The 15,312-nt window shown below is 62.0% G+C and carries 14 protein-coding genes and 1 pseudogene; 4 read left to right on the forward strand and 11 right to left on the reverse strand.

Features of this window, described 5'->3' with window-relative positions; genetic code table 11:
- Window positions 1–62: 62 nt before the first annotated feature.
- The 11 genes and pseudogenes from ACEN8Z_RS20255 to ACEN8Z_RS20305 form a co-directional block, all read right to left on the reverse strand.
- Entirely contained in the window at window positions 63–1,541 is a 1,479-nt protein-coding gene (locus ACEN8Z_RS20255; protein WP_495598168.1) for an aldehyde dehydrogenase family protein, read from the reverse strand.
- 294 nt (window positions 1,542–1,835) lie between these two features.
- Window positions 1,836–2,327 (reverse strand): annotated as a pseudogene (locus tag ACEN8Z_RS20260) (NTP transferase domain-containing protein); the annotation flags it as partial.
- A gap of 27 nt (window positions 2,328–2,354) precedes the next feature.
- Window positions 2,355–3,863, reverse strand: coding sequence for an aldehyde dehydrogenase family protein (locus tag ACEN8Z_RS20265; RefSeq protein WP_495595431.1), 1,509 nt, complete (start codon window positions 3,861–3,863; stop codon window positions 2,355–2,357).
- Entirely contained in the window at window positions 3,850–4,917 is a 1,068-nt protein-coding gene (locus ACEN8Z_RS20270; RefSeq protein WP_495595432.1) for an aminoglycoside phosphotransferase family protein, read from the reverse strand. The genes ACEN8Z_RS20265 and ACEN8Z_RS20270 overlap by 14 nt, the downstream gene beginning before the upstream one ends.
- A gap of 5 nt (window positions 4,918–4,922) precedes the next feature.
- Window positions 4,923–5,267, reverse strand: a complete 345-nt coding sequence (locus ACEN8Z_RS20275) for a cupin domain-containing protein (protein WP_007999023.1) — start codon at window positions 5,265–5,267, stop codon at window positions 4,923–4,925.
- Between the two features lie 132 nt (window positions 5,268–5,399).
- Window positions 5,400–5,768 (reverse strand): cupin domain-containing protein, encoded by a 369-nt coding sequence (locus tag ACEN8Z_RS20280; protein WP_495595433.1) that lies wholly within the window; start codon window positions 5,766–5,768, stop codon window positions 5,400–5,402.
- A complete protein-coding gene (locus tag ACEN8Z_RS20285; protein ID WP_495595434.1) occupies window positions 5,761–7,044 on the reverse strand; it encodes a nucleotide disphospho-sugar-binding domain-containing protein in 1,284 nt (427 codons plus the stop codon). Before ACEN8Z_RS20285 ends, ACEN8Z_RS20280 begins: the two co-directional genes overlap by 8 nt.
- A gap of 32 nt (window positions 7,045–7,076) precedes the next feature.
- Complete coding sequence (locus ACEN8Z_RS20290; RefSeq protein WP_495595435.1) at window positions 7,077–8,156, reverse strand: ABC transporter ATP-binding protein; 1,080 nt, start codon at window positions 8,154–8,156, stop codon at window positions 7,077–7,079.
- The gene (locus ACEN8Z_RS20295) at window positions 8,149–8,955 is read right to left on the reverse strand and encodes an ABC transporter permease (RefSeq protein WP_007976115.1); all 807 of its coding nucleotides are present in this window, start codon (window positions 8,953–8,955) and stop codon (window positions 8,149–8,151) included. The genes ACEN8Z_RS20290 and ACEN8Z_RS20295 overlap by 8 nt, the downstream gene beginning before the upstream one ends.
- Window positions 8,952–9,812 (reverse strand): ABC transporter permease, encoded by an 861-nt coding sequence (locus ACEN8Z_RS20300; RefSeq protein WP_007999014.1) that lies wholly within the window; start codon window positions 9,810–9,812, stop codon window positions 8,952–8,954. The genes ACEN8Z_RS20295 and ACEN8Z_RS20300 overlap by 4 nt, the downstream gene beginning before the upstream one ends.
- Window positions 9,813–9,894: 82 nt before the next feature.
- Window positions 9,895–10,950, reverse strand: a complete 1,056-nt coding sequence (locus ACEN8Z_RS20305; protein ID WP_495595436.1) for a polyamine ABC transporter substrate-binding protein — start codon at window positions 10,948–10,950, stop codon at window positions 9,895–9,897.
- Window positions 10,951–11,148: 198 nt separating this feature from the next.
- Between ACEN8Z_RS20305 and ACEN8Z_RS20310 the strand changes: the two genes are divergently transcribed.
- The 4 genes from ACEN8Z_RS20310 (at window position 11,149) to ACEN8Z_RS20325 (ending at window position 15,306) form a co-directional block, all read left to right on the forward strand.
- Complete coding sequence (locus tag ACEN8Z_RS20310; RefSeq protein WP_495595437.1) at window positions 11,149–12,081, forward strand: GntR family transcriptional regulator; 933 nt, start codon at window positions 11,149–11,151, stop codon at window positions 12,079–12,081.
- A gap of 100 nt (window positions 12,082–12,181) precedes the next feature.
- Window positions 12,182–13,465 (forward strand): nucleotide disphospho-sugar-binding domain-containing protein, encoded by a 1,284-nt coding sequence (locus tag ACEN8Z_RS20315; RefSeq protein WP_495595438.1) that lies wholly within the window; start codon window positions 12,182–12,184, stop codon window positions 13,463–13,465.
- 70 nt (window positions 13,466–13,535) lie between these two features.
- Entirely contained in the window at window positions 13,536–14,933 is a 1,398-nt protein-coding gene (locus tag ACEN8Z_RS20320; RefSeq protein WP_495595439.1) for an FAD-dependent oxidoreductase, read from the forward strand.
- Window positions 14,934–14,946: 13 nt separating this feature from the next.
- Window positions 14,947–15,306 carry a cupin domain-containing protein gene (locus tag ACEN8Z_RS20325; protein ID WP_442100163.1) on the forward strand — a complete coding sequence of 120 codons (360 nt, stop codon included), beginning with the start codon at window positions 14,947–14,949 and terminating at the stop codon, window positions 15,304–15,306.
- Window positions 15,307–15,312 lie beyond the last annotated feature (6 nt).

Below are 15,312 nucleotides of genomic sequence, written 5' to 3' on the forward strand. Positions count from 1 at the left end.
TGGCACACAGATCGGGAAAAATGACCTGCCCCTGTTCTGAGGCAGGCCGGTTTGCATTCAATTCACTTCAGATACCACCCCCAGGGTTCGCCGTTGTAGCGGGTGATCTGCTTGGTTTCCAGGTAGTTGTTGTAGCCCCACTCGCCCAATTCGCGACCAATGCCGCTCTGCTTGTAACCGCCCCAGGGTGCCTCGACGAAGGTTGGTTGCGAGCAGTTGACCCACACGATGCCTGCGCGAAAACCGCGAGCGACCCGCTCACAGCGCGGGATATCCCGAGACATGACGGCCGCCGCCAACCCGAACGGCGAGTCATTGGCCAGTCTGACCGCTTCGGCTTCCGTGTCGAATGCGCGCAAGCACACCACCGGGCCGAAAATTTCCTCACGCCACACCGAACTGTCTTCGGGAACATCCGCGAAAATCGCTGGCGTCAGGTAATAACCATTTTCCGGATAATCCGGTCGCACACCGCCCGAAACCAGCCGCGCTCCCTCTTGCTGACCCGCTGTAATCGCCGCCAGCACCTTGTCCAGTTGCCCCTGGCTGACCAGCGGCCCGAGCTTCACCCCGTCCTCGAAGCCCTGGCCAATCTGAATCTGCTTGGTAGCGGTAATCAGGCGCTCCAGCAGTGCCGGGTATAACGCGCGCTCCACCAGCACCCGCGAAGTGGCTGAACAGACCTGACCCTGGTTCCAGAAGATCCCGAACAGAATCCACTCCACGGCGGCTTCAATGTCGCTGTCGGCAAAGATTACGAAGGGTGATTTGCCGCCCAGTTCCAGGCTGATGTTTTTGATATCGTTCGCAGCCGCCTGCATGATTTTGCGCCCGGTCGGCACACTCCCGGTGAAGGCGACTTTGTCGACATACGGGTGTTTGGCCAGCGGCGCTCCCGCCTCGCGCCCCAGGCCAGTGATCACGTTCAGCACCCCGGCCGGCAATCCTGCCTTGTCGGCGATGCCCGCCAGTTCGAGAGCAGTCAACGGCGTCAGTTCGGAAGGTTTGAGCACTACGGTGCAACCTGCCGCCAGCGCCGGGGCGACTTTCCAGGAGGCCATCAGCATCGGGAAGTTCCACGGGATGATCGCCGCAACCACACCGAGCGGTTCCTTGATCACCGATGACGTGAAGCGCGCATCCGGCAGATCGATCGACTGTTCACTCTGTTGATCCGACTGCTCGGCGAGTCCGGCATAGAAGTCGAAGCAACCGGCGGTGTCGGCGATGTCCCACAATGCTTCCGGCAACGGCTTACCGTTGTCGCGCACTTCGATGGCCGCCAGCTCATCCTGACGGTTGCGGATACCCTCGGCGATTCGGCGCAAGACCTCGGCCCGTTGTGCACCGGACCAGCGTGGCCAGTCCCCTTCATCAAACGCCGAACGCGCGGCCGCAACCGCCCGGTCGACGTCCTCGAACGTGGCTGAAGCGACCCGCGCCAGAACCGACTCGTCACTCGGATCGAGCGTGTCGAAAACACCGCGTTGAACCGGGGCGACCCATTCACCGCCGATGTACAACCGCTGATAGTCACCCATGGGACACTCCTTGATCCGCCGGTGTCGACGCTGTTGGTACAGCTGTTCGGCGACCTGCAATTGCTCGCGGTCATTGACCCCGAGTACGTCGATTTCATCCACTTCCACCGCAGTGACCGTCAGCCCCGCCTCGTTGGCCACCGCCACCGCATCGGTGAGGTAGAACTCACCCTGGGCGTTCTGGTTGCCGATACGCTCCAGCAGCCACAGGCAGGTATCGGCGCGCAGGCCCATGACACCGCCATTGCAGAAGTTGATATCCAGCTCCTGCGGGCTTGCATCTTTGGCTTCGCGGATTGCGCGCAAACGCCCCTGTTCCACCAGCAACCGCCCGTAAGGCCCCGGTCGTTGGGTGTGGAAACCCGCCACCGCCACGGCCGCACCATCGATCAATGCCCGGCGTAAACGGGCCAGGGTCTGCGGGGTAATCAAGGGTGAGTCGCCAAACAGCACCAACACACAGCCCTGTTGCTGTTGCTGTTCGTGCGCCTGCAATACCGGGCGGGCCGCGAGCACCGCGTGGGCCGTGCCCAGTTGTTCGTGTTGGGTAAAGACCTGCGCCGTCGGTGCGACCTGTTGCAGGTACTCCGCCACCTGCCCGCCGCCAGCGCCCACCACCACCGTCCGTTGCTCGATACCCGCCGCCTCCACCGCCGCCAGCACGTGGCCGAGCAGCGGCCGATTGCCCACCGGATGCAAGACCTTGGGCAGCGGCGAACGCATCCGCGTGCCCTGCCCGGCCGCCAGAATCACCGCCAGCGTCGGCCAGCCAAAGTTGTCGCTCATCGCGATCCTCCTGTGTGCATCCTGGTTTCAGGCCGGATCGCGAAAGAACACGTCGTCGGCATACGGGTACCACCAGTCCTGAATCTTTGGCTGATGGTCGATGATGACCATTTTCGAGCGGCGGAACGCTTCCAGCCCCTGACGCCCGAGCTCGCGCCCAAGGCCTGACATCTTCCAGCCGCCGAACGGCAGCGCATCGTTGTCGATCAACGGATTGTTGACCCAGACCATCCCCGCCTCCAGACGCTCGGCGGCTTCCATGGCTTCGGCCAGGTCCGTGGAAAACAGTGAGGCGCCAAGGCCGAACGGCGAATCATTGGCCAGCCGCACCGCCTCGTCGAAATCGCTGACACGACAGATCGCCGCCACCGGGCCGAAGCACTCTTCCTGAAGTATGGCCATGTCGCCCGTCACCCCGGTGAGGATGGTCGGCTCATAGAACCAACCCACGCTGTGCCCGGGTGGAATCCGCCCGCCACAAACCACTTTCGCACCCTTGGCCACGGCGTCATCGACCAGGCGCATGACCTTATTGCGCGCTGCTTCACTGACCATCGGCCCGATCTCCGAGCACTCCAGGCCATGGCCAATGCGCAAGGCCCGGGTACGCTCGGCGAACTTCGCGACAAATTCGTCATGGATCTCGTCAACGACATAGAAGCGCTCGGCCGACGTGCAGATCTGCCCGCTGAGATGGAATGCAGCCGTCACGGCACCCGCCGCCGCGACATCCAGCGGTGCATGTCTGGAGATGATCAATGGATCGCTGCCACCGGCCTCGATCACGCAAGGCTTCATCCGTTCGGCGCAGGCCACGGCCACGGCTTTGCCCGCCGCGACACTGCCGGTGAAGGCCACCGCATGGGTTTGCGCCGACTGCACCAGTAACTGCGCGGTCACAGCATCACCCGGCACACAAGACACCAGTCCCGGCAACAACGCGGTGAAATGCTCCATGAACTTGAGGGTGCACAGGGTCGTGGCTTCCGCCGGTTTGATGATGCAGGCGTTGCCCGCCGCCAGCGACGCAGCGACCGTCCAGCACATCAACAGGATCGGAAAGTTGAACGGCATGATGTGCACGCTGACGCCATACGGCTCATAACGCACATGCTGGAAGGAGCCGATCTGCGTGGTGCCGGCGACCTTGCCGGCATCGTCCCGGGCCATTTCCGCGTAGTAGCGAAAGATCGGCGCACAGTTGGCCAACTCGCCCATGGCCTCGGGAAACGGCTTGCCCATTTCCAGGGTCATCAGGCGTGCGACTTCGCGGTTGCAAGCCACGTTCTGCTCTATGGCATTGGCCAGTTGATGCAGGCGCGCGGCGCGGCTTTTCGCATCGACCACGCGCCATTGTTTTTGCGCGGCGGTGGCGGCATCGATGGCGGCTTGTACGTCTGCTTCGCCACACACGCCGACTTGCCCGACCGGTTGCAGGGTCGCGGGGTCGAGCACTTCGCGCACGCGGCCATCGCTCAGCGGCAGGAACTCGGGATTGATGAAACGCAAGGCAGAATCGCTGTTAAACGTGGCCATGGGATGATCCTTGAACCAATCGATAAGGGGTTTCACGCAATGTCGCCAGGGTCTCGGCGGGCAACTCATCGCGCCAGCCCGGCACATGCCGGTCGAGCCATTCACGCAGGGGCGCAAAGGCCTCGGCGTCCAGTGCCCGAACAAACAAACCAAGGGTGCGCGGCAGATGCGCCAGGTATCCGTGCTTGCCGTCACGGCCGGCCAGGCGCACAAAAATCCCCAGCACCTTGGCGTGACGCTGGGCCGCCAGGCGCCGGTAATCTTCGAGAAAACGCCGCGCATCGAGCTCCGGGCGCTGCAACAGGTAATGACTGATCAGTGCCTTGCGCAGCGCTTCGGGCACATCGCGCCGGGCGTCTTCGAGCAACGACATCAGGTCATAGGCCGCCGCCCCGGCCAGGGCGTCCTGGAAATCCAGCAAGCCGCAGGCGGCGACACCTTCGCGGCCTTGCAGCAGCATCAGGTTGTCGACATGGAAGTCGCGCAGCACTAAGGCTTCGCGGCGTTTTGCGACATCGCGGCAGGCGTCGGCAAACACCGCCAGATACGACTCGCGCAGGGCCTGCGCCGTCTCCTTGCCGACAAGCAAAGGCACGTACCAGTCGATAAACAACCTGTACTCGTCCGCCAGTCGCTGCTCGTCGTAAGGCGCCAGCTCCGCGGCTGGCGCTGCACGATGCAACGCCACCAGCGTATCGACCGCCAGGTGATACAGCTCCGACTCCGGATGCCCGGCCGCCAGCAACCGGGTGTAGGTGTCGTGACCGAAATCCTCGATCAGCGCCAGCCCCGCCTCTTCATCCACTTGCAGCAAGGCCGGCGCGGACAGGCCCAGCCCTTGCAACTGCCGGGCGATCCGCACAAACGGGCCGATGGGTTCGCTATGGGGCGGCGAATCCATCAGCAACAGGCCGGCGCCGTCCAGGCGGAAGTAACGCCGGGTCGAAGCATCTGCCGGCAAGGCAACCAGCATTGCCTCGGCAAAACCGGCACAGGCCAAAAAGGCTGCGCGTTGGTCCTCACGGGTTGGCAATGACGCCAGTACATCTGTCATGGCAATCACCGGATCATGTAGACCTTTTTGATGGTCTCGTGGACGGTGCACACACCCTTCCAGTCCTTGCCGAAGAAGGCGGCGGTGTCTGGCTTGATCTCGATCACTTCGCCGGACTCGTGGACGTACGTGCAGCGGCCCTCGAGGAAGTGGCAGAACTCGTCGCTGGTGACATGGCAAAACCACTTGCCCGGGGTGCAGATCCAGATGCCGCATTCGGACTGGCCTTCGGGGCCTTTGTGCAGCACCACGCCGGAGACACGGGACTGGCCTTCAAGCATGGTCGGGATCACGCCCCAATCCTTGACGTCGGTGATGCTCAGCGGGTCGTACAGAAACGGGGTAGTCATGTGTTGTTCTCCAGGTTGTGTGTGTAGGAGCGAGCTTGCTCGCGAAAAACGTAAGGGCGCCGCATTCATTCAGGCCCCCCTCGTCATCGTTAACGCCCATCGCGAGCAAGCTCGCTCCTACAAAGGGCAGGCTCAGGCCAGCATGTAAACGTTGCGCAGGGTTTCCCGGACGTTGCATTCGCCCGTCCAGCCGGCCGGGAACAGCACCAGGGTGTTGGGGCGCACTTCAATCACTTCACCGTTGTCGTTACGGTATGTGGCGTGACCCGCGATGAAGTGGCACAACTCGTCCCGGGGAATCGACAGCCGCCAGCGACCGGGGGTACAGACCCACAATCCGCTTTCCGGACTGTTGTTCGGGCCTTTGAACAGCAGACGGCCGCTGGAGTGCGAGACGCCTTCGACGGCGTCGCTCTGCACGCCCCAGTCCACCAGATCGGTGCGGCTGCTGACGGCTTCGAGGTACGGCGTAATACCCGCCGTGGTGGATGAGTCAGGCATGGTTAAGCACCTTGTCGAGAATCGCGGCCGCGTCTTGCGGCCCTTTGCGGGATTGCATCTGCGCGCTGGTGCGCTGCAGGCGTTGGCGCATGGCCCCGTCGTTGAGGCAGGCGTGGAGTTTTTCTGCGAGCTGTTCTTCGCTCCATTCGTAGCGATCCAGCTTGAAACCGTGGCCGCTTTCTTCGGCGCGCATGGCGTTGTCGTGGCCGTCCCAGACGTAGGACATGACGATGGCCGGTTTGCCGAAGAACAGGCACTCGGTGAAGCTGTTGTTGCCACCGTGATGGATCACCGCATCGACCTGGGCAATCACCGACGGCTGCGGGAACCAGTTGGAAATCTGCACGTTGTCCGGCAGATCGGTGTATTCGTCGAGGTGCTCGCCGACGTTGAACAATGCCCGGTAAGGCAGCTTGCCCACTGCATCGATCAGGCGCTTGAGCAGCTCGACATCACCGGAACCCAGGCTGCCGAAGCTGGCGTACAGCAGCGGCTTGTCGTTGTGGGCGAGAAACTGCGGAATCTCGTAGGGCGTGTCGTGGCGCACGCAGCCTTGCAGGTAATGGAAGCGCTCGGCCGGCAGCGGATGGCGGCGGTCGAACTTGACCGCGTCCGGGTACAGCAACAGGTTCATGAACGGCGACGCTTCAAAGAACGTCCCCAACGGATAGGGCTCCTCACCGTGGGCCTGCAGGAACTGGTTGAAGTCCTCGTGGATCGGCCCGACCACTTCTTCGAAGCGCTGGCGAAACTGCGCGTGGCCGGCCTTGTCGTCGATGCTCATGCCCGACAGGTGCGGCGGGATATCCGGGTCTTCGATCTCGTTTTCCGAGCAGGAAATGATCCGCACCCACGGCTTGCCGTATTGCTTGATCGCCGGGAACAGGATCACGTTGTCGACGCAGATCAGGTCGGGCTTGACCTTGTCCAGCACCGCCGGCAGGTCTTTTTGCGCCCACTTGGCGGTTTCGACGATGGCCGCCCAGCATTCCTTGACGTAGTTGTCGATCTGCTCCAGTGGCGACTTGCGGAAGTTCGGGATGTGCCCGTTGATGAAGTCGACCCAGTAACGGGCCATCTCTTCGGCCGGCATCGGCGCCGACATGTTCACCATGTGTTCTTCAAAACCATAACCGGCGTACACACCGCTCATGCCCGGGTCGGTGAGGAACACCGCTTTATGGCCCAGGGCTTCACACGCCTGGGCAATACCGACTGAGTTCAGCGCCGGGCCGTAGGCGGCTTCGGGGAAGAATGCGATCACTTTCTGTTTCATCGAGTGCTGCTCCTGCCTGGTCTTTTTATTGTTCAGCGTGTCAATACGCGGGCATGCCGGGCTTGCCAGCCCAGCCGGATGGTCGTGTCGATTGCAAAATGGGCGAATTCAAACTGTGAGGACGGCACGCGCACGATCAGCGGTTTATCGCTGAGGGCTGTCTGCACGTGCAGGTTGGTGTCGAGGCCGTGGTAGGCGACTTCGACGATTTTTCCGCTGACCTGATTGGGGCAAATCCTGCCCTGCTCCGTCAGCACTTGCAGGCGTTCGGGGCGCACCACCACGGCGACGGATTGACCGGACACCAGCGGTGCGTCGGTTTCCACGCTCAACTCCTGGCCATTCACCCGCACCGAGTGCTGGCCCGAGCGCACGCCTTCGAGCAGATTGCTGACGCCGATGAAGTTGGCGACAAAACGGCTGTTGGGGTTTTCGTAGAGTTCGGTCGGGCTGCCGCACTGGCACACCTTGCCGCCGTCGAGCACCGCCATGCGGTCGGACATCACCAGCGCTTCTTCCTGGTCGTGGGTGACGATGATGAAGGTGATGCCGCTCTCGTGTTGCAGACGCTTGAGTTCCAGTTGCATCTTTTCCCGCAGCTTTTTGTCGAGGGCGCCCAAGGGCTCGTCGAGCAGCAATACCCGCGGGCGCTTGACCAATGCCCGGGCCAGCGCCACGCGCTGACGCTGGCCGCCGGAGAGTTGATCGGGCTTGCGCTCAGCCAGTTCACCGAGCTGCGCAGTGTTCAGCACCTCATCGACCCGGCGACGGATTTCCGTTTCCGGCAGGCGTTCCATTTCCAGGCCGTAGGCGATGTTCTTGCGCACGGTCATGTTGGGAAACAGCGCATAGGACTGGAACATCAGGTTCAGCGGACGCTTGTTGGCCGGCAACGGCGAGATGTCATTGCCGTCCAGGTAGATGCAGCCACCGCTGGGCGTCTCGAACCCGGCGAGCATGCGCAACAGCGTGGTCTTGCCGCAACCGGACGGCCCGAGCAACGCGAAGAACTCGTTCTCGCGGATGCTCAGCGACACCTCGTTGACCGCCAGACCGTTGCCATAAGACTTGCTGACCTTATCCAGGATCAGTACCGCAGATGAATTATTCATGGGTGCGAGGAGCCTTGTTGAGACGCTGCGAAGCCAGCAGCGCGGTGATGCTGACCAGCATCACCAGCGTCGCCAGAGCGTTGATTTCCGGAGTGACGCCGAAGCGGATCATGGCGTAGATCTGCATGGGCAACGTGGTCGAAGCCTGGCCGGAGCCGGAGTTGAAAAAGGCGATGATGAATTCGTCCACCGACAGGGTGAATGAGAGCAATCCACCAGCCAGTACACCGGGAAAAATCACCGGCAACAGCACCCGGCGGAACGTGGTGAACCAGCTCGCGCCGAGGTCGATCGAGGCTTCGAGGATCGAATAGTCGAAGTGCTTGAGCCGCGTGCGCACCACCGCGCAGACGAAGGCAATGTTGAACACCGCGTGGCTGATGATGATCGAGTGCAGGCCCAGGCCAACCTTGAGCAGGTTGAAAAAACTCAGCAGCGCAATCGCCAGCACGATGTCGGGAATGATCATCGGCGCCATCAACAAGGTGTCGACCACCTGCCCCTTGTCATTGCCCTTGCGGCGCAATTCGATACCCAGCGCGAGGAACGTCCCGAGTACGCAGGCAATGAAGGTGGCCGATAAGGCGACGATCAAGGTGTTGAGCGCCGCCGACAGGATCGCCGTGTTGTGCGCCAGTGCCGCGTACCACTTCAGCGACACGCCGCCCCAGGCCGTGGGCAACCCGGATTTGTTGAACGACAGCAGGATCAGCACCAGGATCGGTATATAAAGAAAGGCGTACACCAGCCCCAGGTGCGAACCCAGCACGGTGGCGCTGACAGAACGTGGCTGACTCATGAGCGCGCCCCTTCTGCACGACGGGCCACCAGGGCCTGGATGAACAACAGGATCAACATGATCGCGATCAGGAAGAAGCTCAGCGCCGCACCGAACGGCCAGTCCCGCGCCGTGAGGAATTGCGAATAGATCAGGTTGCCGACCATCTGCACCTGCTTGCCGCCCAGCAGGTCGGCCGTGATGAAGTTGCCAATGCTCAACACGAAGACAAACACCGCTCCGGCGGCGATACCCGGCACGCTCAACGGCAGAATGATCCGGCGAAAGGTCATCCAGCCCGAGGCGCCGAGGTCTTTCGAGGCGTCCCACAGTTCGTTGTTGATCCGCGACAACGAAGAGAAAATCGCCAGGATCACAAAGGGGATGTAGTTGTAGACCAGCCCCAGTACCACCGAGGCTTCGGTGTACAGCAGGCTGATGGGTTCGCCGCTGTAGCCGAACAGTTGCAGCACGCGATTGATCAGGCCTTCGCGGTTGAGCAGGACGATCCAGGCGTAGGTGCGAATCAGGTAGTTGCTCCAGAACGGCAGCATCACTAGGAACAGATACACCGCCTGGCGCCGCCGTGGCGCCCGGGCAATCGCATAGGCCGCCGGGTAGCCGATCAACACCGCAAACACCGTGGCCAGCCCGGCGATTTTCGCCGATTTGAGCAGGATGCCCAGGTACAGCGGATCGAACGCGCGCTGATAGTTTTCCCAGGTGAACAACCAGTCGATGCCACCATACGCACCGCGTTCGACGAAGCTGTAGACCAGCACCAGCAGGCACGGAATCACCAGGAACATCAGCAGCCAGCCGAAGCCGGGCGCAAGAAGCCAGGCCGACAGACGCCTGTCAGCATGCAAAGCACTCATTAACCCTATCCTCCCGCCTCAGGACAGAGGCGGCTTGCGAGCGTGGCGAGGCATGCCGGGCATGCCTCGGATCGACGTGGCGTTAGTTCTGCGCCGCCATGATTTCGGTGACGGCGCGGGTGTAGGCCTTTTGCGTGGTGCCGCCCAGGTCGCGCAATTGCTCCATTTTCAGCAGCTCGGCGGGGGCGATGGTCAGGTTGGGGTATTGCTTGAGCAGGTCCGCGGACAACCCGGCCATGGCCGCCTGGTTGGGGACTTTGTAGAGGATGTTTTCAGCGACCCAGGCATGGTTTTCCCTGGCCAGCATGAAGTTGATGAACTTGAAGGCCTGGTCCTGGTGCTTTGAGCTCTTGAGCACCACCATGGTGTCCACCCACAGGTCGGAACCTTCCTTGGGCACCACGAACTTGATCGCCGCGTTGGCTTGTGTGCCGTAGTTGCACCAGCCGTCCCAGGCGTGGGCCATCAGCGATTCGCCGGAGGCCAGCTTGGAATAGAAGGTGGTGTCGTCGAAGGAGAGAATGCGTTTTTTGGTGGCGATCAGTTGATCGCGAACTGCGGCGATTTGCGCGGGGTCGCTATCGTTGACCGACCAGCCCTTGGCGAGGAAACCGGCACCGAGCATCCAGCGGTCGGTGGCCAGCATCGTCACTTTGCCTTTGAGGGCATCGCTTGGATTAAGCAGCTCGTTCCAGCTCTGCGGCGTCGGCGTCACCTTGTCGGAGCGATAGCAGATACCGGTGGTGCCCCAGGTGTAAGGCACGGAAAACTGGTTGCCCTGGTCGTATTCCAGGTGAGTGGCTTCGGGGTAGAGGTTTTTCAGGTTGGGGACTTTGACCGGATCGATGTCCGCCAGCAGTCCCTGTTTGTGCAGGACTTCGGCGAAGGGCGAGGAGACGAACACTACGTCATAGCCTTCACCGCCGGACGCCATCAGCTTGCCCATGATTTCTTCGTTGGTGGCGTGCAGCGCCTTGTCGACGTCCACACCGCTGGCAGCCTTGAACTTCTCCAGTGCATCCGGGGCCATGTAGCCGTCCCAGATGGAAATCACCATGTCTTTCGCACTTGCAGCCTGTGAAGCGATCGCCAGGGAAACGGCCAATCCCACGCACAGAAGATCATTCAGCTTGCTCATAAATACTCACCCGACGATTGTTTATTGTTGTGTTCGAAGGCAGTACGGCAAAACGAGAAACGATTGCTTGTGTTTTTTTTTAGAAATTAGGACCAGTATCAAAAGATGTCAACGCTTTTTTCCGGCCTGACGACTGGCCAGCGCATGACATAAGATGGGCAACTGAGCCCGACAGCGGATCACCACGAGAAAAGACGCTTGAGCACGACAGCCGAAAAAAAACCGCGCACCAATCACCTGGAACTGGCCCGGCGCATCCTCGAGCACACCCAGGAAAGCGGACTGGTGGCCGGCGACCCGGTGGCTGAACAAGCCCTGGCCCGCACGTTCCAGGTGTCGCGCACGCTGATTCGCGGCGCGCTGAAAGTGCTGCTGGAAGAAAACCTGCTGAGTCATGAAGCCGGCAAGGGCTACCGATTGCTGGCCTCGCCGTCGGGCCAGGCGTTCAACGCCACCCTGCCCCAGGCCGAGGAAGAAGAGCTGGCCGCGTCGGTACTGCGCGACCGCATGGCCGGGCGTCTGGGCGACAGCATCAGCATCAGCGAACTGATGCGCCGCTACGACATCGGCCGGCCGGCGGCGCAAAAAGCCCTGCAGCAATTGAGCGAAAGCCAGGCCATCGAGCGCGGCCCCGGCCAGTCCTGGCTGTTTCGCCCGTCGCTGAACAGCCTGGCCGCCCTCGAAGAGAGCCTGAAATTCCGCTTGATCCTCGAGCCCGAAGCCTTGCTCAGCCCGAGCTTCAACGCCGACCCGCAGCGCCTGGCGCTGTTGCGTAGCGCCATGCAAACCCTGCTCGCCCGCCCCGTGGAAGACTTCGATATCCAACAGTTTCGCGAACTGGACATCAGCTTCCACGAACTGCTGGCCCAGAGTTGCGGCAACCGCTTCATCAGCGACGCCCTGCTCCAGCATCAAGGCCTGCGCCGCCTGCCGAACCTGCTGCCATCGGTCAGCGTGCACCGCCTGCAAGAAGCCCTGCGCGAACACCTGCAAATCATCGCGCAGATCGAACGCGGACAGATGGAGATCGCCGCCGACCTGCTGCGCCTGCACCTGCGCCTGAGCGCCGCGCAGCGCCCGCAAACCGCCAACCGTGGCATCCCGCAAAGCCATCTGTTTGGGCGTCGTTAAGCGCCCTGCAAAAACATGATGATTTTTTTTTGAAAATAAGACAGCATCAAAAACACCTTCAGGAGCGGCGGGTCTGACCCGCCATGGACAGTCCCTCGCCATGCAAAAACAAAAACTGATCGCCCTGTTTCCGGAAGCCAGTTTCGGCGCGGCCTTGAACTGCATTGGTATCGCTCAGTCGTTGCGTGAGCTGGGCGCCAGACCGGTGTTCATCTGCCATGAGCATTTCCAGGGGCTGTTCGCCGAATATGGATTCGACGAGTACCCGATTCCGCAAGTGAGCCCGTTGTCGGCGGCGGAACACCAGCACTACTGGGAACGCTTCATCGAGCGCAGCATTCCCTACTTCGACCAGACCCCGCTGGCGCAGATCGACAGCTACGTGGCGCCCGCCTGGGAAGCCATCATCGACACCGCCATCGAAGCGGAAAAACCCTTGCAGCAGCTGCTCGGCCGCCTCAAGCCCGACGTGATCGTGCTCGACAACGTGGTGATGTTCCCGGCCATCGCCAACGCTGGCTGCCCGTGGGTGCGGGTGATGTCCTGCGCCGAGACCGAACTGCCGGATGCCGCTGTTCCGCCGTACCTGTCCGGGTGTCTGGCGAGTGACACCGAGGCCTGCGAGCGTTACTCCGGGCAGTACCTGAAGGCTGTCGCACCGGCCCATGAACGCTTTTCGCAATTTCTCCTCGGCAACCATACGGCGCCCTGTCCTGCGGGGCAGTTCCTCACCGACTCACCCTGGCTCAACCTGCTGCTGTCGCCGACGCCTGTGCGTTATGAACGCCGGCAGCCGCTCGATCCGCAGCGCTACGTCTACCTCGACGGCTGCGTACGGCGGGAAGCGCCGTACATCGTCCCGGACTTCCCACGGCACAACGACGCACCGCTGATCTACCTCAGTTTCGGCAGCCTTGGCGCCGCCGACACCGGGATGATGAAGCGCCTGATCAGCACGATCGAAACCTTGCCCTATCGCTTCCTGGTCAACGTCGGCGCCTACCGCGACATGTACACCACCGTGCCGGACAACGTGTACCTCGACAGCTGGTTTGCCCAGCCGGCAGTGCTTAAGGAATGCGATGTGTTCATCCATCACGGCGGCAACAACAGCTTCTGCGAGGCGCTGTACTTCGGTTTGCCGTCGCTGATCATTCCGTATTGCTGGGACGGCCACGATAATGCCGCACGGGCCGAGGAAGTCGGCGTCGGCCGTTACCTGCCGCGCTTTGCCGATCCCCTGGCCGACCTGCCCGCCGCCCTCGAACAGTTGCTGGCCGATCAACCGATGAAACAACGCCTCAAATCGTTCAGCGAGCGCATGCAGGCGACCCGCGGCACCGACATTGCCGCCCGTGCGATCCTGGCGCTTCCAGACCTCTAGCCATAACAACAAAAACCGTCGGGCAACCGAACGCAATCGTCGCTACCCGACACACCGCCGGAGTTTCAGCATGAATGCCCCATCGCGTCTCGATGCGCTTGACCGTGCCCTGCCTCACCCCTTTTGGCAGGACACCGTTACCCCACCGCCCGCCGCGCCCGCCGTCAGCGGGTCCATGCAGTTCGATCTGGTGGTGGTCGGCGGTGGCTTTACCGGCTTGTGGACGGCCCTGCTGGCTCGCCGGCGCCAGCCCGGTTTGAGTATCGCGATCATCGAAGCACGTCGCTGCGGGGGTGAGGCCAGCGGGCGCAATGGCGGATTCTGCGCGCCGAGCATTTCCCACGGAGTGTCCAACGCGCTCAAGCGTTGGCCTGAAGAAGCAGAGCAACTGATCCGACTGGGCCGGCAGAACCTCGATGAGTTGGCCGCCGACCTGCAGCGCTTCGGCATGCACGTCGAATTCGAACGCCAGGGCAAACTTAACGTGGCCAGCCAACCGTGGCAGGTCGACGGCTTGCGTTCAATGCAGCGTAACTACGCCCGCTTCGGCATTGACTGCGAGTGGCTGGAAGGCAGCGGCCTGGCCCGGAAACTCGACTCCCCGGCGTACGTGGCGGGCCTGTTCGAACCCAACTACGCCCTGCTCAACCCGGCAAAAATGGCCGCCGAGCTGCGTCGCGTCTGCCTGGAGCAAGGGGTTCAACTGTTCGAGAACAGCCCTGTCTTGCAACTGGATGCGGACAAAGACAGCTTGCGACTGCGCACAGCCAACGGCGAAGTGATCGCCGGGAAAATCGCCCTCGCCACCAACATCGCCCCGCCGTTGCTCGGGCACCTGAAGTCGAGCGTGATTCCGGTCTACGACTACAGCCTGGTCAGCGAGCCGCTTGGCAATGAGCAACTGGCGGCCATCGGCTGGATCGGACGCTACGGCATAGCCGATTCCGGCAATCAGTTCCACTACCTGCGCAAGACCGCCGACAACCGCATTCTCTGGGCCGGCTTTGATGCCATTTACCATTTCGGCGGGCGCCGTGACGAAGCCCTGACCCAGCGCCCGCAAAGTTTCCAGCGCCTGGCCGAGCAGTTCCACCAGACTTTCCCGGCCCTGGGCAATGTGCGTTTCAGTCACGCCTGGGGCGGCATCATCGACACCTCCGCACGCACCACGATGTTCACCGGTTGCGAACATCAGGGCCGCGTTGCCTATGCCTTGGGTTTCACCGGGCAAGGTGTATCGGCCAGTCGCTTTGCCGCGCTGAACATGCTCGATCTGTTGGCCGGCGAGCGCACCGAACGCACCGAGTTGCAGATGACTTCCAAGGCACCCTTCCACTTTCCGCCCGAACCGTTGCGTTATGTCGGCGTGAAACTGGCCCAGCGCTCACTGGCGCGGGAAGACCGCGACGGGCACCGCGACCTGCTGCTCAAGACCTTCGATGCCTTTGGCATCGGTTTCGATTCCTGATCCGGAGACCACCATGCCCACAGCCCTGCCCCGGCACGTCATCGACTTCGCCCGTGACCTTGCACCCCGTGAAACTGAAATCAACGACCCGGCCGTGGTCGATGCGCCTTATCGCAGCAAGAGTTGGCGGCACTTTGTGGCGCCGGAGAAAAACGCCGTGGCCGGCATCTGGGAGGCTGGCCCGCACCGGGAACGTTGCCAGTGTGATTACGATGAGCTGTGCCACATTCTGGAGGGCACAGTGCGACTGACCGATGCCGACGGAACCAGTCGAACGTTCGGGCCGGGAGACTCTTTCGTCGTAGCCAGTGGATTCAACGGCACGTGGGAAAACCTCACGCCAGTGCGCAAGGTGTACTTCATTCTCGGATAACCCGGT

The sequence above is a fragment of the Pseudomonas sp. Pseusp10 genome (genome assembly GCF_059492225.1).